The sequence below is a fragment of the Microbacterium sp. NPDC088619 genome, assembly GCF_044752825.1.
Classification (GTDB): Bacteria; Actinomycetota; Actinomycetes; order Actinomycetales; family Microbacteriaceae; genus Microbacterium.
In genome coordinates, this window is sequence record NZ_JBIVLZ010000002.1 from 408,735 (window position 1) to 430,313 (window position 21,579).

At 67.6% G+C, this 21,579-nt stretch carries 14 protein-coding genes and 1 tRNA gene; 4 read left to right on the forward strand and 11 right to left on the reverse strand.

Annotated elements, in window-relative coordinates; translation table 11 throughout:
• Window positions 1-7 precede the first annotated feature (7 nt).
• Window positions 8-946 (reverse strand): SDR family NAD(P)-dependent oxidoreductase, encoded by a 939-nt coding sequence (locus ACIP5T_RS16560; protein ID WP_400867001.1) that lies wholly within the window; start codon window positions 944-946, stop codon window positions 8-10.
• Here ACIP5T_RS16560 and ACIP5T_RS16565 point away from each other — a divergent pair.
• Both ACIP5T_RS16565 and ACIP5T_RS16570 read left to right on the forward strand, forming a co-directional pair.
• Window positions 836-2,077 carry a hypothetical protein gene (locus tag ACIP5T_RS16565; protein ID WP_400867031.1) on the forward strand — a complete coding sequence of 414 codons (1,242 nt, stop codon included), beginning with the start codon at window positions 836-838 and terminating at the stop codon, window positions 2,075-2,077. The genes ACIP5T_RS16560 and ACIP5T_RS16565 overlap by 111 nt on opposite strands.
• Window positions 2,078-2,079: 2 nt before the next feature.
• The gene (locus tag ACIP5T_RS16570) at window positions 2,080-4,641 is read left to right on the forward strand and encodes a tetratricopeptide repeat protein (RefSeq protein ID WP_400865861.1); all 2,562 of its coding nucleotides are present in this window, start codon (window positions 2,080-2,082) and stop codon (window positions 4,639-4,641) included.
• A gap of 94 nt (window positions 4,642-4,735) precedes the next feature.
• On the opposite strand, the gene nusG is transcribed toward ACIP5T_RS16570, so the two are convergent.
• From nusG to ACIP5T_RS16585, 3 genes are all read right to left on the reverse strand, one after another.
• Window positions 4,736-5,788: a transcription termination/antitermination protein NusG gene (gene nusG / locus ACIP5T_RS16575; protein ID WP_400865864.1), complete on the reverse strand. Its 1,053-nt coding sequence runs from the start codon at window positions 5,786-5,788 to the stop codon at window positions 4,736-4,738.
• Window positions 5,789-5,829: 41 nt separating this feature from the next.
• Window positions 5,830-6,102 carry a preprotein translocase subunit SecE gene (secE, locus tag ACIP5T_RS16580; RefSeq protein WP_042539545.1) on the reverse strand — a complete coding sequence of 91 codons (273 nt, stop codon included), beginning with the start codon at window positions 6,100-6,102 and terminating at the stop codon, window positions 5,830-5,832.
• A gap of 39 nt (window positions 6,103-6,141) precedes the next feature.
• Window positions 6,142-6,214, reverse strand: a tRNA-Trp gene (locus tag ACIP5T_RS16585).
• Window positions 6,215-6,406: 192 nt separating this feature from the next.
• Between ACIP5T_RS16585 and ACIP5T_RS16590 the strand changes: the two genes are divergently transcribed.
• Window positions 6,407-8,230 (forward strand): HSP90 family protein, encoded by a 1,824-nt coding sequence (locus tag ACIP5T_RS16590; RefSeq protein WP_400865868.1) that lies wholly within the window; start codon window positions 6,407-6,409, stop codon window positions 8,228-8,230.
• Between the two features lie 37 nt (window positions 8,231-8,267).
• Window positions 8,268-11,066 (forward strand): hypothetical protein, encoded by a 2,799-nt coding sequence (locus ACIP5T_RS16595; protein WP_400865871.1) that lies wholly within the window; start codon window positions 8,268-8,270, stop codon window positions 11,064-11,066.
• Between the two features lie 217 nt (window positions 11,067-11,283).
• Here ACIP5T_RS16595 and poxB read toward each other — a convergent pair whose 3' ends face one another.
• From poxB to gabT, 7 genes are all read right to left on the reverse strand, one after another.
• The gene (poxB, locus tag ACIP5T_RS16600; protein ID WP_400865874.1) at window positions 11,284-13,008 is read right to left on the reverse strand and encodes a ubiquinone-dependent pyruvate dehydrogenase; all 1,725 of its coding nucleotides are present in this window, start codon (window positions 13,006-13,008) and stop codon (window positions 11,284-11,286) included.
• 277 nt (window positions 13,009-13,285) lie between these two features.
• Window positions 13,286-14,650 carry an NAD-dependent succinate-semialdehyde dehydrogenase gene (locus ACIP5T_RS16605; RefSeq protein WP_400865877.1) on the reverse strand — a complete coding sequence of 455 codons (1,365 nt, stop codon included), beginning with the start codon at window positions 14,648-14,650 and terminating at the stop codon, window positions 13,286-13,288.
• A gap of 74 nt (window positions 14,651-14,724) precedes the next feature.
• Window positions 14,725-16,191, reverse strand: a complete 1,467-nt coding sequence (locus tag ACIP5T_RS16610; protein WP_400865880.1) for an NAD-dependent succinate-semialdehyde dehydrogenase — start codon at window positions 16,189-16,191, stop codon at window positions 14,725-14,727.
• A gap of 48 nt (window positions 16,192-16,239) precedes the next feature.
• Complete coding sequence (locus ACIP5T_RS16615) at window positions 16,240-17,784, reverse strand: APC family permease (protein ID WP_400865883.1); 1,545 nt, start codon at window positions 17,782-17,784, stop codon at window positions 16,240-16,242.
• Entirely contained in the window at window positions 17,784-18,668 is an 885-nt protein-coding gene (locus ACIP5T_RS16620) for a universal stress protein (RefSeq protein WP_400865886.1), read from the reverse strand. The genes ACIP5T_RS16615 and ACIP5T_RS16620 overlap by 1 nt, the downstream gene beginning before the upstream one ends.
• Window positions 18,668-20,050, reverse strand: a complete 1,383-nt coding sequence (locus tag ACIP5T_RS16625) for a flavin monoamine oxidase family protein (protein ID WP_400865889.1) — start codon at window positions 20,048-20,050, stop codon at window positions 18,668-18,670. The genes ACIP5T_RS16620 and ACIP5T_RS16625 overlap by 1 nt, the downstream gene beginning before the upstream one ends.
• Window positions 20,051-20,161: 111 nt before the next feature.
• Window positions 20,162-21,529 carry a 4-aminobutyrate--2-oxoglutarate transaminase gene (gene gabT / locus ACIP5T_RS16630; protein ID WP_400865892.1) on the reverse strand — a complete coding sequence of 456 codons (1,368 nt, stop codon included), beginning with the start codon at window positions 21,527-21,529 and terminating at the stop codon, window positions 20,162-20,164.
• Window positions 21,530-21,579: the final 50 nt, after the last annotated feature.

Consider the following 21,579-nt stretch of genomic DNA (forward strand, 5'->3'; position numbering starts at 1 on the left):
CTTCCTTTCATCGAACGGATGCGGATGCATCTGCTCTCCCGCGAACCCGGCATCTCCGGGCTGCGGTCGTCTGCGCGCACGCCGAAGCGACACGCAAACCACACAAGTCTACCTGAGAACCGCGTCTACCGCACGTCGGCTCGGTCTCCTGCTCGACGACCCCGGTTGACGCAGGCCGCGCGCTCGTCAGGAGGCGGGAAGGTGCGGGCGCATCGTGAGGACGATGGCGCGGTCGAGCAACCGCACGGGCAGGAGCCGCGAGACGCGTGAGCATGGTGTTGTCACATCCGATCGTGTAGCGGATGCGCGGCCGGAGAGCCGTCGCGGCCTTGTCGAGGTCGCCGCAGCCTGCTCTGCCGACGTACCATCCTTCCCGAAGGAGGCGGTGAGCGAGACGGCCGCATGCATGAGCCAGCCGTCGACGCCCGCACCGCTCCGGGTTCGACGATCGCGACGCCGATGCCTTCGATGGCGAGCCCCTGACGGAGCGCGTCGCCCACCGCTCCACGGCGAACTTGCTGCCCAAGAACGCTCCGGCTGCGGATATCGAGACCCCGACGCCAGCCGAGCTGATGTTGACGATGCGACCTCGCCCACGCCGAAGGGCGGGAAGCAGAGCCTGGGTCAGGGCGATCTTGCCGAACACGGTGACCTCGAACACCCGACGCCAGTCGTCGAGCGGCATGGTCTCGACCGGGGCTTTGATCGCCCCGCGTTGTTGAGCACCCGCAGCGGACGCGGGTCGGAGGCCACTCGTTCGATCAGCGCCCTGATGGTGTCGGAGACCGTGACGCCAGCCTGTCTCGGCTGAATCCTGACAAGAGCGAGAAGCCTCTTGATTGGACGGGAAATCTGCCGTATAAATGGACGGGAGATTCTCCGTCCATTTATACGGGAGATCTGCCGCATATCGAAACGAGGCTCGATGGAACCGATAACGCCCCAACCGGGCAACGCGCAGTCGGCGAAGACGTTCGTCGGTCGGAAAGGGATGACCACGCGAGCGGAGACCAGGCTGCTGAACGGAGAGAACCTGCTCCTGACCGACCCGCGGCGCATGGGAAAGACCCAATGGCTCCGGCATCTGGAGCGAACGACCGTCGCCTTTACGCCCGTCTTCATCAACTACGAATCTGCGCGCACCTCGGATGAGCTCTTCGAGAAGACCGCGGACGCGCTCGTCCACGCTGCGCGTCTTCCGAAGAGGTTCCTCGACGGCCTCCTACAGTTCCTCAAGCCGATCGAGGGAGCATCGGCGATGGGCGTGTCGCTCGACCTACGCGTAGGAGGGACGGCAGCGCAAAGACTGCAGAATCTGATAACCACTCTGAACGATGAGACCGCATCCGACAGCGGCAGGCCGGTGCTTCTGCTGATCGATGAGCTTCCTCTCGCGATCCGCAACATTACCGAGAATCAATCTCCGGAGGAGGCCCGAATCGTCCTACAAACTCTCCGGGCGCTTCGTTCGTCGGCACCGAACGTCCGTTGGATCCTTTGCGGATCCATCGGACTCCACCACGTGGTCACCCAGTGCGGTGCAACCAAGGGGGACTTCAACGACCTGCAGAGCATCCCCCTCGGACCGCTCGAAAAGACTGAAGCCGATGAGCTGTCGGAACGACTCCTCCTCGGGGCCGGGTGCGTCAGTCCCTCGCCCGCCGCCATCGCCGAACTCAGGGAACGATGCGGCCGCATACCCTTCCTGATGCACAAGATCGCGCAGATGATCGGGGAGCGGTCGACCTCAGAAGCGACACCCGACCTCATCGTCGATGTATTTCAGGGGTTTCTCGACGATCGAGACGAGAGCGGCGCGGTCACGCACTTCGTCGAGCGCTTCGACGTCAACTACGGCGAGGACCGCGATGAGGCGATGGGAATACTCGATCGAGTGGCCATGGACGAGTCTGTGGTCGTCACCCAGATACTCAACCACGAAAGCGGCCGAAACGCTCGCGCGCGGCTGATAGATCTGCTCGTCGACGACCACTACCTCATCGAAAGCAGCGGCGTACTCACCTGGCGGTACCCCGTGTTGAAGCGCATCTGGCTGCAGCGCAGAAAGCTGACCTGACCGTGTCCTACACCCGCTACACCCCCTCGCTCCTCCCCGGCGAAACACTCGAAGCACTCTTCGTCGCACGCGAACGACCACTCGAATTAACCATGGACCGAGTGCGCGAGGCAGCGGCGAGCGACGTTCGCAATCACAGCCTGCTCGTCGGACCTCGGGGCGCGGGAAAGACCCACCTGCTCTCACTGGTGGCTCATCGGACGCGGGGGCTCATCAAAGCCGGCGCGCGTCTGCAGCTGTCGTGGCTACCGGAGGATCCCTGGACGATCGTCTCTTATGGCTCACTCCTGCGCGCAGTCCTCGCTCACGCGGGACGCAGTGCTGACCCGGGCCTGAAAGACCGTGACTACGAGACGCTGCTCGCAGATCTGGTCCGCGAGGCTGGACCGCTGGTGGTCATTGTTGAGAATCTCGACCAGGTGCTCCTCCAAATCACCCCTACCGGGCAGAGCCAACTCCGCCACCTGCTCCAGACGACCGAGCATCTGCTTGTCGTCGCCTCGACGACCCGTCTGGACCGCGCGCTCACATCCTCTTCGGAACCGTTCTATAACTTCTTCACCACGACGCAGCTCGAACCCTTCACGGTCGAGGAAGCTCGCTTGATGCTGCAGACGATTGCCCGAGAGCGCGGAGACGATGAGCTCGCGGCACGACTCGACAGCGACGAAGCAACGGCACGGCTGCGGACGATCGCTCACCTTGCCGGCGGACAGCCACGACTGTGGAGCGCACTTGCTGAAGCCCTTACCGCCACAGGGGCGCGCGGACTCATCGACACGCTCCTGACTCGGTTCGACGACCTGACGCCCTACTACCAGGAACAGCTCGCGCGGTTGAGCGGACATCAACGACTCGCCGTCGCGGCCCTCGCATCCGCAGACCACCCGGTACACGTGGCAGAGCTCTCGAATTCTGTCGGGATCGAGAAGCGCTCGATGGCCAAGACCCTAGGGGAGCTGCGCGACCTTGGCTGGGTCCGCCCGACGACCTCGCCGTTCGCCAAGCTGGTGGATGCCCGGCGCACGTACTACGAGCTGGCCGAGCCCCTGGCGAGGCTCTCCTTCCAGATCAAGGAGACACGAGGAGAGCCACTGCGCCTCGTGGTCGACTTCCTCACGGCCTGGTTCGATCCCGCCGATACGGACGATCTCGACGCTGACCAGTACACGAGGCGAATGATCGAAGAATTCGAAACCGATCCCGCGGGCAGCGTAATCCGCACCCTCAGCCGCCTGCCGAGCACACGGGTACCCTCGGTCGAACTTCTGGGGCAGATCGACGACGCACTCGCGGCCCTGCCCACCGGGAATCCTGCCGCCATAATGCGACTGCCCACACCGCTCAGGGTCGCGCTCGAATCAAGGCTGCCGTCTGGGGGCTCCCGTTTCCTCATAGAACTTCGCGCGCTTCGTAGAGAAGTCCATCTCCTCGCACTCGAAGAGATGGGATCCGTGCCCCACCCCCTCGGCGCGGAATGGCTCCGACGTGCATCAACGCTTGCAAGCCCCCGGGGGAACTCAGACCTACTCACGACCATACGCTGGCAACTTCAGGGATGGGACTTCGCTGCCGCGGAAGGTAGCCTGACCGCGATGGCCCTGGCCGGCTCGACTGAACGGGAACGGCTGGTCGCCGGATTTTACGTAACGTCAGCTTTGATCTCGGCGGGGCGCCTCAGCCAGGCGATCGTTCTTACCGAAGCGCTGGTGGGCACAGCCGTAAAGATCGGTGGAGACGCCCGTCATGAGACTCTCGCTCTGCGCAACACACTTGCAACCGCGTACGCCCTTGCTGGCCGATACGACGAGGCGATAACACTCCACGAGCAGAACCTCAGCGACATCGAACACATCCTCGGTTCCGACCACCCCAACACCCTCAGCAGCCGCAACAACCTCGCAACCGCGTACGCCAAGGCAGGGCGGCATGACGAAGCGATCGCACTCCACCAACAGAACCTCGCCGACCGTGAACGCATGCTCGGCCCCGACCACCCCGACACACTCGGCAGCCGCAACAACCTCGCCAGCACGTATACGGAGATCCACCGATACGACGAAGCGATCGCACTCCACGAACAGAACCTCGCCGACCGCGAACGCATCCTCGGCCCCGACCACCCCAACACCCTCATCAGCCGCAACAACGTGGCCAACATCTACGCGCAGACCGGGCGATACGACGAAGCGATCGCACTCCACGAACAGAACCTCGCCGACCGCGAACGCATCCTCGGCCCCGACCACCCCGACACACTCGGCAGCCGCAACAACCTCGCCAGCGCGTACGCGGAGATCAATCGATACGACGAAGCATCCGCACTCCACGAACAGAATGTCGCCGACCGCGAACGCATCCTCGGCCCCGACCATCCAGACACACTCGGCAGCCGCAGCAACCTCGCCAATCTGTACTCGCGGACACGAAGGTACGAGGAAGCCATTGCGCTCCACGAACGAACCCTTGCCGACCGCGAACGCATCCTCGGCCCCGACCACCCCAACACCCTACACAGCCGCAACAACCTCGCCGACGCGTACCGGGCCGCGGGCGCGACCTGATGGGCGCAGCTCGAGCCCCCAGCCCGCCGGGAGGATCGAAAGGTACGAGAACGGCCGCCCCGGATGGGACGGCCGTTCTCGTGAAGCGTGTGTGTCAGACCATCTTGGTGACCTGGTCGAACGACAGCTCGACCGGGGTCTCGCGCTCGAAGAGCGACACGAGCACGGTGAGCTTGCCGCTCTCCGGCTTGATCTCGCTGATCGAACCGGGAAGACCCGCGAACGAGCCCTCCTTGATCGTGATGGTCTCGCCGACCTCGAAGTCGACCTCGGCCGGAAGCGGACGAGCGACGGCGAGGCCGCCCTTCGACGCGATGTTCTTGGCGGTCGGGACGTCCTTGACCTCGACGAGCGACTTCAGCATGTTGAAGGCCTCTTCGAAGCGCAGCGGCGTCGGGTTGTGGGCGTTGCCCACGAAGCCGGTGACGCCGGGGGTGTGGCGGACGACCGACCAGGTGTCTTCCGTGAGCTCCATGCGCACGAGCACGTAGCCCGGGATGCGCACGCGGGTGACCATCTTGCGCTGGCCGTTCTTGATCTCGACCACGTCTTCCATCGGGACCTCGATCTGGTAGATCTCGTCCTCGACCTCGAGCGTCGACTTGCGCTGCTCGATGTTGGCCTTGACCTTGCGCTCGAATCCGGCGTACGAGTGGATGACGTACCACTTGCCCGGAAGCATCCGCAGGTCGAGGCGGAAGGCCTCGTACGGGTCTTCCTCGGCGTCGTCGTCCTCTTCGGACTCGTCGTCGGACTCGGTCGCGGCGTCATCGTCGCCGTTGATGTCGGGTCCGTCGTACGGGGTGACCTCTTCGGCCTCAGCGGCCTCGAGCTCGGCGGTCTCTTCCGCCACGGATTCGTTGAGGACCTCAGCGGCAGCTTCCGTCTCAGCCGCTTCGTCCAGGTTGAGAGCGTCGTTCACGATCGCGTCCGCCTCCGGGTCGTTGATGTCGATGTCGGTGTCGTCGTCCTGCGCGACGGCGTCGTCGTCTCCGTCGACGTCCTCGATGTGAAGGGCGACATGTTCGGCCGAGGTGACCGACTGCTCTTCCGCAGCGAGCACGTTGCCCTCCTGGGCCTCGTCCTCTTCGCTGGACTGCTCAGCAGCCGTCGCCCAGTCGGCGTCGTCGGAATATCGTTCAGACACGTTGTTTCTTTCCAATCACTGCGGCCAGGGCCGCGAGGGCGTCAGGCGCCCGGGACCCCGAAGACGATGTGCGTCACCCAGGCGAACAGGGTGTCCAGTCCGTAGACGATGCCCATGACGATGAGAACGAAGACGAGCACCACTGCGGTGAACTTGACCAGTTCCTTGCGGGTCGGCGTGACGACCTTGCGCAGCTCGGCGATGACCTGACGGAAGAACAGGGCGATCCCTGCGAAGAAGCCCGCGATGCCACGCTTCTTCTCGCGGGTGGCGCCGGCCGCGACGACCTCGCCGCGCGGTTCGTCCTGATCCATCCTGAATGTACCTTTCGTGTGTCAGCGTGTGCTGACGCGCAGGGCGGACAGGAATCGAACCTGCAACCTGCGGTTTTGGAGACCGCTGCTCTGCCAATTGAGCTACCGCCCTAGAGACCGGGAGGTCTCGGGGTGTCATCTCCATCCTGCCACCGCTACCGGACCGGAAGGACCGGGGCACGGCGAAAGAATGCAGACAACAACTGCTGGTCAAGCATACGGCATCCGCCGGTCGGTGCCGAACCGGGCCCGCTCTCGCCGTTGTTGTTAGGCTCGGCGAGCGGAAGAAACGGGAGGGGGCGCAGTGAGCGCTGACGTGCAGCAGTTCCAGGTGGACCTGCGCGGTGTCGTCGACCTTCTGAGCCGCCATATCTATTCCAGTCCGCGCGTGTACCTGCGAGAGCTGCTGCAGAACGCACGCGACGCCATCACGGCACGCCGCGAGGTCGACGGCGGGGGCGGACGCATCCGCATCACCGCGCTGACCGACGGCTCCGGCGAGTTCGTGCTGCGGGATGACGGGGTCGGTCTGAACGCGGCGGAGGTGGGCGATCTCCTCGCCACCGTCGGACGCAGCTCGAAACGCGACATCTTCGACCTTCCCCGCAGCGACTACCTGGGTCAGTTCGGAATCGGCCTGCTCAGCTGCTTCATGGTCGCCGATTCGATCGTGATCCGCTCGCGCAGCGCCCGGGGCGGTTCTGCCGTCGAGTGGACGGGCAGCGCCGACGGCACCTTCCGCGTCGTCGAGATCGATGACGACCTTCCCATCGGCACGAGTGTGCACCTGAAGCCGCGCTTCGACGCCGACGAGCTGCTGCGCCCTGCCGCCGTGCGCGAGCTGGCGACGGCCTTCGCCGAATTCCTGCCCGTACGGGTGACGCTCGAGTCCTCGAACGGCGACATCGACATCACGCGGCGGGCGCCCTTCCTCGATGCCGTCGACGACATCGAGGGTGCGCTCCAGTACGGACGCGATCTGCTCGGCGCCACCCCGCTCGACGCGATCGAGCTCAGCGAACCCGCCACGGGCACCCGAGGGCTCGCCTATGTGCTGCCCTACGCTCCCCCGCCCGGCGCCCGCCAGGCCACCCGCATGTACCTCGGGCGGATGCTGTTGGGCGAACGCGTCGACGACGTGCTGCCCGAGTGGGCGTTCTTCGTGCGGGCGGTCGTCGATTCGACCGGCCTCGCTCCGACGGCCAGCCGCGAGTCTCTCGTCGACGATGCGGCGCTCGAGCGTGTCCGCGAACAGCTGGGTGCCGGCATCCGTCGCTGGGTGCTCGAACTGGGACTGCGCGAGCCGCACAGACTGGCCCAGTTCGTGGCGATCCACGAGGTGGGCCTGAAGTCGCTCGTGCGTCACGACGAGGAGCTGGCGACGTTCATCACGCGCTGGCTGACCCTCGAGACCACGCACGGCACGATGCGCATCGGCGATCTCGTCGAACGGTACCCGCACGTGCGCTTCGCGCAGTCGGTCGACGAGTTCCGCCAGGTCGCCGGCATCTCGCCCGGCTCCGAGGTGCTGGTCAACGGCGGCTACCTGTATGACGCGGACCTCGTGCGGATGCTTCCAGAGCTCTACCCTCACGTCACGATCGAGCTCGTCGACGTCGCGGGTGAGCTCGACCGCCTCGACCCTCCGCCCCTCGACGACCGCGATGCCGCGATGGCGCTGGAGGAACGAGCGGGCGGGGTGCTGACGGCATCCGGATGCTCCGTCACCGTGCGCTCGATCGACCAGCCTGAGCTCGCAGCGCTCTACGTCGCCGATCCGGAGGTGCTGCGCCGGATCGACCGCGGACGCACCAAGGGCATCACCGGGTCGCTGTGGGGTGGCGTGCTCGACCGCATCGACGCGACCGTCTCCGCCTCCCGCGACGACGATCTGAGCGCGCGCCTGTGCCTGAACTGGTCGAACCGCGTCGTGCGAGCGCTCGTGCGCGTGCAGGACGACGCGGTGTTCGCCCGCACCGTGCAGCTGCTCTACATCCAGGCTCTGCTGGCCGGTCACCATCCGCTCTCCGACTCGGATCGTGCGCTCATGACGACGGCGCTCTCCGACCTCGTCTCACTGTCGGCCGGCATCGAAGAGGACTCGATCCCCTTCGGCGACGCAGTCTGACCACGCTCTGCACACCCGCTCCGTTCGAAGGATCCCCATGACACGTCCGAAGAAGCGCTTCACGCAGCTGATCGAGGAGATCGACCGCACTCCGTGGGGCCCGGCCGAGCAGGCGCTGGTGGCGGATGCCGTCTCACTCGCCGTCGAACTCGGTGATGAGAGGCTCGAATACGAAGCGCGGATGCGTCAGACCGCATCCGCGAACATGAACGGCGCCACCGACGTGATGCTGAACTCCTTCGCGTGGTGTCTCGCCCGGCACGACGCCGACCCGCAGCGGTTCCCCGCCGACCTCGAATACGGCGGCGCCGATCTGATGTGGCAGTTCAAGTGGATGGCATCGTCTCTGCGCTCGTCCCCCGCCTTCTCGGTCGAGCAGATCGCGGCGGTGCTCGATGACATGGAAACCCACTACCGCACGGCCGGGCTCGGCATGAGCGGGGTGCTCACGGCCCGATTCGAAGACGCCTGGGACTCCGGACGCATCGACGACGCCGAGGCGCTGCGCGTGCAGCTGGAGGCCACGCCTCGCGACGACCACAGCCACTGCGACGCGTGCGGGCGCAGCCAGTTCGCCGGGTTCTTCGCGGAGACCGATCGAGATGCCGAGGCCATCCGGCTCGTCGAGGAGATGCTCGAGGGTGGATTCTCGTGCGGCGAGGAGCCGGAGCACGCTCTGTCGCGCGTGCTCGTGCCGTACCTGCGCGCCGGGCGCCTGGACGAGGCGAAGAGCGCGCACCTGCGCAGCTATCGCCTCGCGAAGGACAACCCGGACAACCTGCGGATCGTCGCCAACAACATCGTGTTCGCCGCCCTCACCGGCAACGAGGCCAGGGCGCTCGCCCAGGTCGAGCGACACATCCCGTGGCTCGCGCACGACGGACTCAACGTCGACGCGCACTTCGCAGCACTGGCCGCCTTCGCCTTCGCCCTCGACCGCGTCACCGCAGCGGGCCACGGCGACGCTCCGGTGCGCGGAGCCGACTCCCCCGCGCTCACCGACTTCTTCGGCGAGCACGACGGAACGTGGGGCGCGGCCGAACTCGCCGCCGTCTCCTGGGCCGCCGCCGAGCGCATCGGGTCCGAGTTCGATCGCCGCGACGGCACCGAGGGCCACGCGCGAAGCCTCGCCCGCCTGCGGGCTCTCGCTGACGAGCGCTACGACGTGCCGATCAGGTCGGATGCGTTCGTCACGGCCACGGACTCGGCCACGCCGAGCGATCCGGACGCCTGGTTCGAGCGGGTGATGAACCTCGCCCAGTTCGGGGCGGAGCACGAGACGCTGCAGGCTCTGCCGCATGCTCTGGGAGTCGAGGACCCCTCGAAGATCGCTCAGCTCATGTCGATGCGCCTCGGCATCCTCATCGCCCTCGACCGCAGCGAGGAGGCGGCCGAGCTGCTGCCGGCGCGGATCGACGCCCTGCGCGCCGCCGGGCTCGACGCGCAGGCCGACCTCGAGCAGCGCCTGGGGCTCGCGACCTTCGGCCTGAACACCGCCGACGCCGCCGCCGCGCTCGAGGATGAACTCGCGAACGCCGCGTCGCTCCCGGCCTGGTCTCTCGGCGATCTCGCGATCAGCCGGGCCTCGCTGCACATGCGGGCCGACGAAGCCGATGCGGCGCTCGACATGGCGGAGATCGCCGCTCGGGCGTTCGCCGACGCAGACGACGTGCGGCTCTCGAACACGACCACGCTGGTCGCCATCGCGGCCGTGCTGCAGAAGGGCGACATCGAGGCGGCGTCCGCTCTGCTCGATCGCTTCCTGGCCCAGGACGACCTCAGCGCAGGTCACCGCGCGCAGGCACTGCAGACCCGCGCCAGAGTACGCGGTGGCAGCGAAGACTACGCGGAAGGCGCGGCGGATGCCGATGAGGCGTCTCGGCTGCTCGCCGGGCTCGGCGCGACCACGGCTCTGGCTACGGCGCATCTGCTCGCCGGGGCGCTCTGGGAGGATGCGGGCGACCCGGAGAAGGCCGTCGCTCGGTACCGGGTCACCTCGCGTCTCGTCGCGCAGGAGGGCGGCGACCAGGCCGGGGCGGACTTCCGCCTCGCACGGGCGATGCTCGCCGCGGGTGACGCCGAGGTGGCCGCCGAGCTGTTCGGTCAGGTCCTCGAGCGGGAGGAGCAGGCCGAGGTGCCTGCAGCTTCTCGAGCGATGACGGCGTCGCTGCTCGCGCGAGCCCTCGGCTCGGCCGGCGAGTTCGGCCAGGCGGTCGGCGCGTTCGGTTATGCGGCGGATCTCTTCGGCGAGGCGGAGGAGCACGCGGATCAGGCCATGTCGTTGACCGAGCGCGCGAAGATCCTCGCCCGATTCGACGAGCACGACGAAGCGATCGAATCGCTCGAATCAGCGTCCGAGATCGCACGCAAGGCGCCCGAGGCTGTCGGCGCCCTCGCCGACGTGCTGCACAACCTCGGCCAGGCCTATGGCGCGAAGCAGGACGCCCGTGCCTTCGCTCTGTTCGACGAGGTCGCTGCTCTGGCTCAGGAGCATGAGGCGGGATGGCTGCTCGCCGACGTCACCGATTCGCGAGGTCGGGTGCTCGCTCAGTTCGGCCGCATCGACGAGGCCGTGGCCGCGGCGCTCACGGCGGCCGATGGATTCGCCGCGATCGGGGATGCGGGCTCGGCTGGTGGCTCGGAGCTGTTCGCCGCGCGCCTGCTCGCCGCCGACGACCGCGCCGCCGACGCCGTGCCGATCTACCGCAGCGCGCTCGAGCACGCCGTGGACCACGCCCCGTTGCGTCAGGTGTCGGCGCTCGAGCTCGGCAACCTGCTCGAGGCGCTCGGTCGCCAGGTCGAGGCGGCCGAGGTGCGCGCGCTCATCGACAGCTAGGCGCGTGTCGGAGCGGGGGTTCGGGTTCGGCTTCGGGTTCGGGGTCGGGTTCGGGGCAGCGCCTCGTCGGGAGGAGATCTCCCCGTCGGGAGGAGAAATCGGGCAGATTCATCCTCCCCAGGAGGTGTTCTCCTCCCCAGGATGCGTTCCCAGGAGGTGTTCTCCTCCCGAAGACGCGTTCTCCTCCCAGGGGGTGTTGTCTCCCGAAGCCCGCTGCTCAGAGGAACTGGCGCCAGTTGGCCCGCGCGAGATCGAGCAGCTCGTCTCCCTTGCCCGACATCACCGTGCGGATCGCGTACAGCGCGAAGCCTTTGACCTGCGCGGCTTCGATCGCCGGGGGCATCGACAGCTCCTGACGCTCAGTGACGACGTCGAGCAGCGCGGGGCCGTCGTGGGCGAGCACCTCGCGGACGGCATCCGGCAGATCCTCGCTGTTCTCGACGCGGCGCGCGAAGATGCCCATGGCCTCCGCGATCGCCGCGAAGCTCGGGTTGTCGAGCGACGTGCCGTAGTTCACGAAGCCGGCGGCCTTCATCTCGAGTTCGACGAAGTTCAGTGACGAGTTGTTCACGACGATCGTCTTCACCGGCAGCCTGTTCTGCGTGAGGGTGAGCAGCTCCCCCAGCATCATGGCGAGCCCCCCATCACCGGCGAGTGCGATCACCTGGCGATCGGGATGCGAGACCTGTGCGCCGATGCCGTGCAGCAGCGCGTTGGCCATCGAGCCGTGCGTGAACGAGCCGATCAGGCGGCGGTTCTCGGTCATCGACAGATACCGGGCAGCCCACACGGTCGGCGAGCCGACGTCGGCGGTGAACACCGCGTCATCCGCCGCTTGCTCGTTCAGCAGCCGCGCGAGGTACTGCGGGTGGATCGGACGACCGGCCTTCGTCGGCGTCGCGAGGTCGTCGAGCTTCGCCCTGGTCTTGCGGTAGTGCGCGGTCGAGTCGTCGAGGTGGTCGCGATCGCTCTTCGCCGCGAGTCGAGGCAGGAGCGCCGCGGCGGTCGCTCCGACGTCGCCGACGAGACCGAGATCGAGCGGATGCCGCTTGCCCAGCTGCGAACCGCGGATGTCGACCTGGATGGTCGTGGCGTGCTCGGGGTAGAACTGCTCGTACGGGAAATCGCTGCCCAGCACCAGCAGCGTGTCGGCCGCCTCCATGGCCCGGTATCCGGAGGCGAAGCCGAGCAGTCCGGTCATTCCGACGTCGAACGGGTTGTCGTACTCGATGAACTCCTTGCCGCGGAGGGCGTGCACGATCGGCGCACCGAGCCTGTCGGCCAGGGCGATCACCTCGTCATGCGAGCCTTCGACGCCCGCACCCGCGAGGATCGTGGTCTTCTTCGACGCGTTGAGCAGCGTCGCGGCGCGCTCGAGCTCGTCACCGCTCGGCACGATCACCGGGCGGGCGCGCTCGATGACGACGGCACGGTCGTCGGAGATCTCGGCCAGCGCGACATCACCGGGGATGACGAGCACGGCGACACCGCGCTGCTCGATCGCCGCGCGCATCGCGATCTCGAGCAGGCGCGGCATCTGCTTGGGGTCCGCGACGTACTCGACGTAGACGCTGCACTCGCGGAACAGTTCCTGGGGGTGGGTCTCCTGGAAGTATCCGGTGCCGATCTCGGTGGTCGGGATGTGGGCCGCGATCGCCAGCACCGGCACCCGCGAGCGGTTGGCGTCGTAGAGGCCGTTGATCAGGTGGAGGTTGCCGGGGCCGCACGAACCGGCGACCACCGCGAGATCACCCGTGAGCGCCGCATCAGCCGCCGCCGCGAAGGCCGCGGACTCCTCGTGTCGCACATGCACCCAGCGGATGCCGCCGTCCTTTCGGAGGGCGTCGGTGAACCCGTTGAGGGAGTCACCCGGAAGGCCGTAGACACGGTCGATCCCGTTGGCGCGGAGGGTCTTGACGATGTTCGCTGCGACGGTTGCCATGCTTCCAACCTACGCCCGGGTTCCTGTGCGGGCTCCGGCATCCGTCGGACCTCGACTCGACGTTCGGTACCCACGTCCGTCTGCAGGACTCTGGCACGTCTGCAGGGTCGAGAACCGGCTTACGGTCCTGCTGACGTGCCGCAGTCCTGCAGACGGTCACAGGAGTCGGGCACAGCAAGAGGGGGCGGCACAGCAGGAGGGGCCGGCACGACAAGAAAGGGCCTGGCACGAGAAAGGGACGGATGCCGCAGCATCCGCCCCTTCTTGTCGCAGTCGCTCAGCCGATGCGGATGAGCTTCTTGTTGACGAACTCGTCGGCGGCGAGGTGGCCGAGCTCGCGCGACGTGCCGCTGCGCTTGATGCCGCCGAAGGGCAGCTCGGGGCTGTCGGCGAGCACGAGGTTGACGTAGACCATGCCCGCCTCGATGTTGTCGGCGACCCGCTCGGCCTGCTCGGCATCCGTCGTGAAGACGTACGAGCCGAGGCCGAAGGTGGTGTCGTTCGCGAGGGCGACGGCGGCGTCCTCGTCGGCGACCCGGTAGACGACGGCGGCGGGGCCGAAGAGCTCCTCGCGGTAGACGTTCATCTCGGGAGTCACGTCGGCCAGCACGGTCGGCGCGAAGAACGCCCCGTCACGGGTGCCTCCGGTCAGCAGCGTCGCACCCTGTTCGACGGCCTGGTCGATCTGCTTCTGCAGATTCTCCGCCGCCGTCTCGGACGAGACCGGGCCGAGCACGGTGTCGTCGAGCGTCGGGTCGGTCGCCGTCACCGATGCCATCGCCGCCGTGAACTTCTCGACGAATTCGTCGTAGAGGCCGTCGACGATGATGAATCGCTTCGCGCCGTTGCACGCCTGTCCGTTGTTGTCGAGACGGGCGTCGACGCCAGCCTGCACCGTGGCGTCGAGGTCGTCGGTCGAGAGCACGATGAACGGGTCGGATCCGCCCAGCTCGAGGGCGACCTTCTTGAGGTTGCGCCCGGCGATCTCGGCCACTGCGGCGCCCGCACGCTCCGAGCCCGTGAGCGAGACTCCCTGCACACGGGGGTCGGCGATCATGTCCGCGATCTGGTCGTTCGTCGCGAGCACGTTCTGGTACGCGCCCTTCGGGAACCCGGCGTCGTGGTAGATCGCCTCGATCGCGGTCGACGACTCGGGGCACTGGGGTGCGGGCTTGAGGAGGATCGTGTTGCCGACGATCAGGTTCGGAGCCGCGAAACGCACGATCTGATACGCCGGGAAGTTCCACGGCATGATGCCCACGAGCGGTCCGAGCGAGGAGCGGCGCACGATCGCCGATCCTTCTCCGAGGATGGCGATCGGCTGGTCAGCCATGATCGCCTCTGCCTGGTCGGCGTAGTACTCGGCGATGTCGGCGGCGAAGTCGACCTCCCCGAGGGCCGCTTCGCGGGGCTTGCCCATCTCGCGCACGAACACGTCCGCGAGCTGCTCGCGACGCTCGCGGTGCAGCTCGGCTGCACGGCGCAGCACTGCTGCGCGCTCAGCCACGGTCGAGGAACGCGACCAGGTGCGGTGTGCCTCGTCGGCGGCGGCGATCGCCTCCTCGATCTGCGCATCCGTGAACGTGTCGAAGGACGCCAGCGTCTCTCCGGTGGCGGGGTTGATGACGGCGTAGTCGGTCATGTTCTTCTTCCTCTCGTTCGGTGTCCGGTCGTCGAGCGAGGAGCGGAGCTTCGCCCACCCGACGACCGGAGGGATCAGGAGATCGGGATCAGCGTGTACTTGGTGGACAGGTACTCGTGGATGCCCTCGAGACCGCCTTCGCGGCCGACGCCGGACTGCTTGACGCCGCCGAATGGTGCCGCCGCGTTCGACACCACACCCACGTTGAGACCCATCATGCCGGTCTCGAGCCTGTCGATCATCCGCTGCCCGCGCTGCAGGTTCTCGGTGAACACGTAGGAGACGAGACCGTACTCGGTGTCGTTCGCGAGACGCACGGCGTCGTCCTCGGTCTCGAAGGTCGCGATCGCGAGCACCGGGCCGAAGATCTCCTCGCGGAGGATCGCGGAGCCGGCGACCACGTCGGTGAGCACGGTGGGCTCGTAGAAGGTGCCGGTGCCCTCGAGCGCCTTGCCGCCGGCGAGCAGCGTGGCGCCTCGTTCGACGGCGTCATCGACGAGCTCGCCCGCCTTGGCGACCGCGCCCTCGTCGATGAGCGGTCCGATGGCCACGCCCTCTTCGGTGCCACGACCGATCTTCATCGCCTTGACGCGGTCGGTGACCTTGCGGGCGAACTCGTCGGCGACATCCTTGTGCACGATGAAGCGGTTGGCGGCGGTGCAGGCCTGGCCGATGTTGCGGAACTTCGCGGCAAGGGCGCCGTCGACCGCCTTGTCGAGGTCGGCATCGTCGAAGACGACGAACGGGGCGTTGCCGCCCAGCTCCATCGACACGCGCAGCACGCCTTCGGCGGCCTGAGCGATGAGCTTGCGGCCCACCTCGGTCGATCCGGTGAACGACAGCTTGCGCAGACGAGGGTCGGCGATGATCGGGGCCGACAGCGCCGACGACTTCGACGTCTGCACCACGTTGACGACACCGGCCGGGAGGCCGGCCTTCTCGAGCAGCGAGGTGAAGAACATCGTCGTCAGCGGTGTGAGTGCCGGGGGCTTGATGACCACGGTGCAGCCGGCCGCGAGGGCGGGGGCGATCTTGCGCGTCGCCATCGCGAACGGGAAGTTCCACGGCGTCACGAAGAACGACGGCCCTACGGGCCGCTGCGAGACGACCATGTGGCCGGTGCCCTCGGGGTTGATGCCGTAGCGACCGCTGATGCGCACCGCCTCCTCGCTGAACCACCGCAGGAACTCGCCACCGTAGGCGACCTCCCCGCGGGCCTCGGCGAGCGGCTTGCCCATCTCGAGCGTCATCAGCAGCGCCAGGTCCTCCTTGTGCTCCTGCACGAGATCGAACGCTCGGCGCAGGATCTCGCTGCGGGTGCGGGGCGCGGTCGCCGCCCAGGAATCCTGCGCAGCGACTGCGGCGTCCAGGGCACGGATGCCGTCGGCGGGCGTCGCGTCCGCGATCGTGCGGATGACCGCACCGGTCGCCGGGTCCTGCACGTCGAAGGTGCCGCCGGTCTCGCCGTCGATCCACTCTCCCCCGATGAAGAGGCCGGTGGGGATGCTGTCGAGCAGCGCCTGCTCAGTCTGAGTGCTCATGGAATCTCTTTCTGTGGGGAGGAAGGAAGGGGGATGCCGTGGAACCGGTCAGCGTCTGCGGACGCTCGCGGGAGCATCCATGCTGAGCGTCTCACCGCGGAAGAACGCCGGTCGTTTGATCGACTGCCAGATCATGATGACGATCCCGATGCCGATGATGCCGACACCGAGGACGAACACGAGGCCGACCCCGCCGATGCTCGAACCGCTGCCGTAGGCGGGGTCCATCGAGTCGATGAGCGTCGTCACGAACAGCACCGCGAGGATCGCACCGCCGACCAGCGGGAACAGGAACGTGAAGAAGAAGCTCCTGGCCGAGTCGAACCACTGCTTGCGGAAGTACCAGACGCACGCGAACGCGGTGAGACCGTAGTAGAAGCAGATCATCATGCCGAGCGACAGGATCGTGTCGGTGAGCACGTTCTCGCTCACCAGTCGCATCACGGCGTAGAAGACGGATGCGACAACGGCCGAGACGATCGTCGAGTAGCCGGGGGTGAAGAAGCGCGGGCTGACCCGTGCGAACTTCTTCGGCAGGGCGCCGTAGTGTCCCATCGCGAGCAGCGTGCGGGCCGGACCGACAGCGGTGGACTGCAGCGATGCCGCCGAGCTCGAGAGCACTGCGAGCGAGACGAGGAATGCGAGCGGGCCCAGGATCGGGTCGGACAGCGCGAAGAACACGTTCGCCGAGATGTCCTCGTTCGCCAGCCCGTAGTCGCCCGAGCCGACGCCCGCGAACATGATGAGGCCGATGGCGAGCAGGAGGTACAGGGCGACGACGACCACGACGGTGACCATCGCTGCGCGGCCCGGCGTCTTCTCGGGATCCTTCGTCTCCTCGTTCATGGTCAGGACCACGTCCCAGCCCCAGAAGATGAAGATCGACAGCGAGAGGCCCGCGGCGAAGGCACTGAACGACGGCACCTCGAACGGGTTGAACCACGACCACGAGAATGCGGTCGGCTCGGGAGCGTCTCCGTTGACGGCCTTCACGATCGCGACGGTCGCGAAGACCACGAGCACGAGCACCTGGAAGCCGACGAGGACGTACTGGAACTTCTGCGTCGTCTGCATGTCGCGATACGACACGAGGGTCGCACCGAGCATGAAGAGCAGGCAGACGACGACGTTGATGATCGGGTTGAACGCCAGATCGGCGATCCCCGGGTTTCCGCTGAGCTGTGCGATCAGGAGGAACAGGAACTCGACCGCGATGCCGGCGAGGTTCGACAGCACGATGACCGTCGCAGCGATCAGGCCCCACCCCGTCATCCAGCCGATCCACGGGCCGAAGGCGCGCACGCCCCAGGTGAACGAGGTGCCGGAGTCGGGCATCATGCGGTTGAGCTCGCGGTAGCCGAACGCGGTCAGCAGCATCGGGATGAACCCGACGAGCATGATCGCCGGCACCTGGGTGCCGACGACGGCGACCGTCGGACCGAGCGATGCGGTGAGCGTGTAGGCCGGGGCGATCGTGGAGACGCCGATGACCACGGCTCCGAGGACGCCGACGGCCCCCGCGCGCAGACCCTTCTGCGAGATGCCGGTCGTCACACCGGATGCGGGCTCCGTCGCCCGGTTCGAGCTGCTCATCAGCGGACTCCTGCTTCGGCGCGGGTGCGCGGGACGACGATCATGGGCACGGGCAGTTCGTGCAGCATCTTCGCTGCGGTCGAGCCCAGGAACAGGCGGCGCGGCTGCGCCAGGCGGCTGGAGCCCACGAGGACGACCTCGCCGGGCAGCCACGAGAGATTCGCGACGGCGTCCTCGACGGTGTCGCCGGGGGCCTGTTCGACCTCGGCCTTCAGCTCTTCGGGCAGCAGCCCCTTGGCCACCTCGAGCACGTCGTTCGCGTGCTCGTCGCCGACAAGTCGGATCGCGCCGGTGTCGAGACCGGGCGGCACGTCGAACGGCACGAGCGAGACGAGGCGCAGACCGACCCGCGACTCGGTCGCGATCGCCGCGGCCTCGTCGAGGAGATTCTCCGCCCCGGCGCGGTTGCCGATCGCCGCCGTGACCCGTGGGAGCACGTGGTCGTCCTCCTCCGCGGTGCCCGCCGGGGCGAGCGCGACGGGGATGGTCGACGAGTGCAGCAGCTCGGAGGCCACGCTGCCGAGACGGTGGCGGCCGAAGATGCTGCCGCCGGCTGTTCCGATGACGATCAGGCGGGCATCGAACTCCTCACCCGCGGCGATGAGCCCCTCGGCGAAGGACTCGCCGAAGCGCACGTGGCCCGTGCGGGTGAGCTCCTGCGGCAGCCGGACGACGGCATCCTCGAGCCACTCCTTTGCCTGTCGCCGGATGTGGTCCTCATAGGCCCGCTCGGGCGGGACGGCCGCGTTGCGGGTGCCCTCGGAGGGCAGCACGATCACGAGATGCAGAACCGCGCCGAGGCTGCGCGCGAGCCGCGCACCGAGCGCAGCGGCATCCGCGCCCGCATCCGTCGCCGTGTAGCCGACGACGACCGCACCGGTCATCAGCCGACCTCGGCGGTGTCGCCTGCGGCGCGGGTGGCTTCGACGATGTTCGAGGCGACGAGGTGCCCCATGCGGATCGCGCCGTCGACGTGCTGGTATCCGGCTCCGGCCAGGTCGCTGCACGCGAAGTGGATCGGTCCGACGGCTGAGCGCAGGTCGGCGCCGTAGCGGTGCAGTCCGCCCATGTCGAAGCTCGCCGCGTACGCGCCGCGGGTCCACTCCTCCGTGCCCCAGTCGCTCTCGTAGTAGACGACCGGGCTCTTCGCCTCGTCGCCGTAGTAGTGCGAGAGCGACTCGAGGATGCGCTCCTTGCGCTCCTCGGCCGAGAGCGTGAACAGGTCGTCGGCGTTCTGATCGCTGACGAAGCCGACCAGCGTGCCGCGCTCGTCGCCGTGGTTCGTGTTGTCGTACGCCTCGTGCGCGAGTTCATACGGGCTGAATGCGGTGCCGCTGAGGCCGTGCTCGCGCCAGAACGGGCGGTCGTAGACGGCGTGCACCTTGATCACGAAGCCCATCGAGATGTGCTGGTGCATCTGGTGCTGTCGACGCGGAAGCGGCGGCACGAAGGCGATCCGGCTGTAGAGGACGGGAGCATGCGCGAGGATCGCGAAGCGGGCGCGCACCGTGGTGTCATCGGTCGTGGCGGTCACGCCGTCGACGCCCCACTCGAGCGAGCGCACCGGCTGGTTCAGGAGGACGTCGTCGCCCAGGCGCTCGGCGAGCAGCAGCGGCACCTTCTGCAGGCCGCCGACGACGCGCTTGTCGAGGATGAAGTCGGCGTCGACGAGGTTCGAATACGAACCGGCGGATGCCGCCATCAGCAGCGACTGCAGCAGCGAGAAGGTATGCGTGGGCTTCGTGAGCATCGCGGATCCGGTGGCGAAGGCGAGGTTGCGCACGGCTTCGTCATCGTCGGTCTGCGCCCGCAGCCAGGCATCCCACGTGACCGAGTCCCACTCCGCGGCGTTCGCGTGCTCCCACGGACGATCGGGGTCGATCTCGGCGACCATCGCGTCGAGGCGCTCGGTGATCTCGGCGATGACCGCCTCGGTCTCGGCCGACACCGGGAACATCTCGCCCGTGAAGCGGTGCGTCTGCCCGTCCGGGCCGACGTACACGCTGTCGCCCTCGCGATACCGGCTGTAGGTCTCGAGCCCGAGCTCCTCGATCGTGTCCTTCAGCGCATCCTGATCGGGCGAGACCCACTGGCCGCCGATCTCGAGCATGGCGCCGTCGATGACGTCGGTCCACAGACGGCCGCCGACGCGGTCTCGTGCTTCGAGGACGGCGACCGACAGGCCGGCCTTGCGCAGGTCGTTCGCGGCCGTGAGCCCTGCGGCTCCGGCTCCGACGATCAGCACGTCACGAGTGATCTCAGCCATCTGCTTCTCCTTCATTGGAAATGTGTGTGCCGGCCGCGACTCGAAATCCCCCGATCCTCGTCGCGGCCGGACGTGTGGTGGCGGTCGCGGTGAGCCGCGACCACTGGTCTGTCAGGCCGCGTTCGCCGCGAGCGCTGCCGCGACGACGTCGAGACCCTCGTTCAGGAGGTCGTCGCCGATCGAGAGCGGAGGGAGGAAGCGGATGACGTTGCCGTAGGTGCCGCAGGTGAGGACGATGACACCCTGGGCGACGCAGGCCTTGGCGACGGCGGCGGTGAGCGCGGCATCCGGCGCGTTCGTCTCAGGGTTCACGAACTCGGCCGCGATCATCGCGCCGTGGCCGCGGATGTCGCCGATGCGTGCATCCTTATCCTGCATCGCTCCGAGGCGCGCCGTGAGGATCTCGCCGATCTCACGGGCCCGCTCGATCACTCCGTCGTTCTCGAAGACGTCGATCGCGGCGAGTGCCGCCGCGCAGGCGATGGGGTTGCCGCCGTAGGTGCCGCCGAGCCCACCCGCGTGGGAGGCGTCCATGATCTCGGCGCGCCCGGTGACGGCTGCGAGAGGCAGGCCGCCCGCGATGCCCTTGGCGGTCGTGATGAGGTCGGGCTCGATCCCGAAGATCTCGCTCGCGAACATGTGGCCGGTGCGGGCGAAGCCCGTCTGCACCTCGTCGGCGATGAAGACGACGCCGTTGGCGCGGCACCAGTCGGCGATCGCCGGAAGGAAGCCGTCGGCCGGGACGATGAAGCCGCCCTCACCCTGGATGGGCTCGATGATCACGGCGGCGAGGTTGTCTGCACCGATCTGCTTCTCGAGCTGCAGGATCACGCGGGCCGCGGCCTCGCCGCCCTCGAGCCCGTCCCGGAACGGGTACGACATCGGCGCACGGTAGACCTCGGGGGCGAACGGGCCGAACCCGCTCTTGTAGGGCATCGACTTGGCGGTCAGCGCCATCGTCAGGTTGGTGCGGCCGTGGTAGCCGTGGTCGAAGGCGACGACCGCCTGGCGGCCGGTGTGCTTGCGGGCGATCTTGATCGCGTTCTCGACGGCCTCGGCGCCCGAGTTGAACAGGGCGCTCTTCTTGGCGAAGTCACCGGGCGTCAGACGGTTCAGCGCCTCGGCCACCTCGATGTACGACTCGTACGGCGAGATCATGAAGCAGGTGTGGGTGAACTGCGCCGCCTGCGCGGCGACGGCGGCCGCGACCTTCGGGTGCGCGTTGCCGACCGTGGTCACGGCGATGCCGGATCCCAGGTCGATGAGCGAGTTGCCGTCGGCGTCGACGACCACTCCCCCGCCGGCCGCGACGGCCGCGACGGGAACCGTGTGCCCGACGCCTGCGGCGACGGCATCCGCCTTGCGTGCGAGGATCTCGGCCGAGCGGGGGCCGGGAAGGTCGGTGACGAGGCGACGCTCCTGAGGGAGGTCGGGTCCGCCGAGGGGGACTGCAACAGCTGCGGTGTCGAGGAGAGCCATGTTCGTGAGCGTACGACCGGTTCCGGCATCGCCGCATTCGCCTGACTGTA

Bases quoted from the DNA above. Each gene is read 5' to 3' on its own strand.
- poxB (WP_400865874.1), bottom strand. From the start codon at position 13,008: ATGGCAACCGTCGCAGCGAACATCGTCAAGACCCTCCGCGCCAACGGG.
- ACIP5T_RS16605 (WP_400865877.1), bottom strand. From the start codon at position 14,650: ATGACCGACTACGCCGTCATCAACCCCGCCACCGGAGAGACGCTGGCG.
- ACIP5T_RS16620 (WP_400865886.1), bottom strand. From the start codon at position 18,668: ATGACCGGTGCGGTCGTCGTCGGCTACACGGCGACGGATGCGGGCGCG.
- ACIP5T_RS16625 (WP_400865889.1), bottom strand. From the start codon at position 20,050: ATGGCTGAGATCACTCGTGACGTGCTGATCGTCGGAGCCGGAGCCGCA.
- secE (WP_042539545.1), bottom strand. From the start codon at position 6,102: ATGGATCAGGACGAACCGCGCGGCGAGGTCGTCGCGGCCGGCGCCACC.
- ACIP5T_RS16595 (WP_400865871.1), top strand. From the start codon at position 8,268: ATGACACGTCCGAAGAAGCGCTTCACGCAGCTGATCGAGGAGATCGAC.
- ACIP5T_RS16610 (WP_400865880.1), bottom strand. From the start codon at position 16,191: ATGAGCACTCAGACTGAGCAGGCGCTGCTCGACAGCATCCCCACCGGC.
- ACIP5T_RS16615 (WP_400865883.1), bottom strand. From the start codon at position 17,784: ATGAGCAGCTCGAACCGGGCGACGGAGCCCGCATCCGGTGTGACGACC.
- gabT (WP_400865892.1), bottom strand. From the start codon at position 21,529: ATGGCTCTCCTCGACACCGCAGCTGTTGCAGTCCCCCTCGGCGGACCC.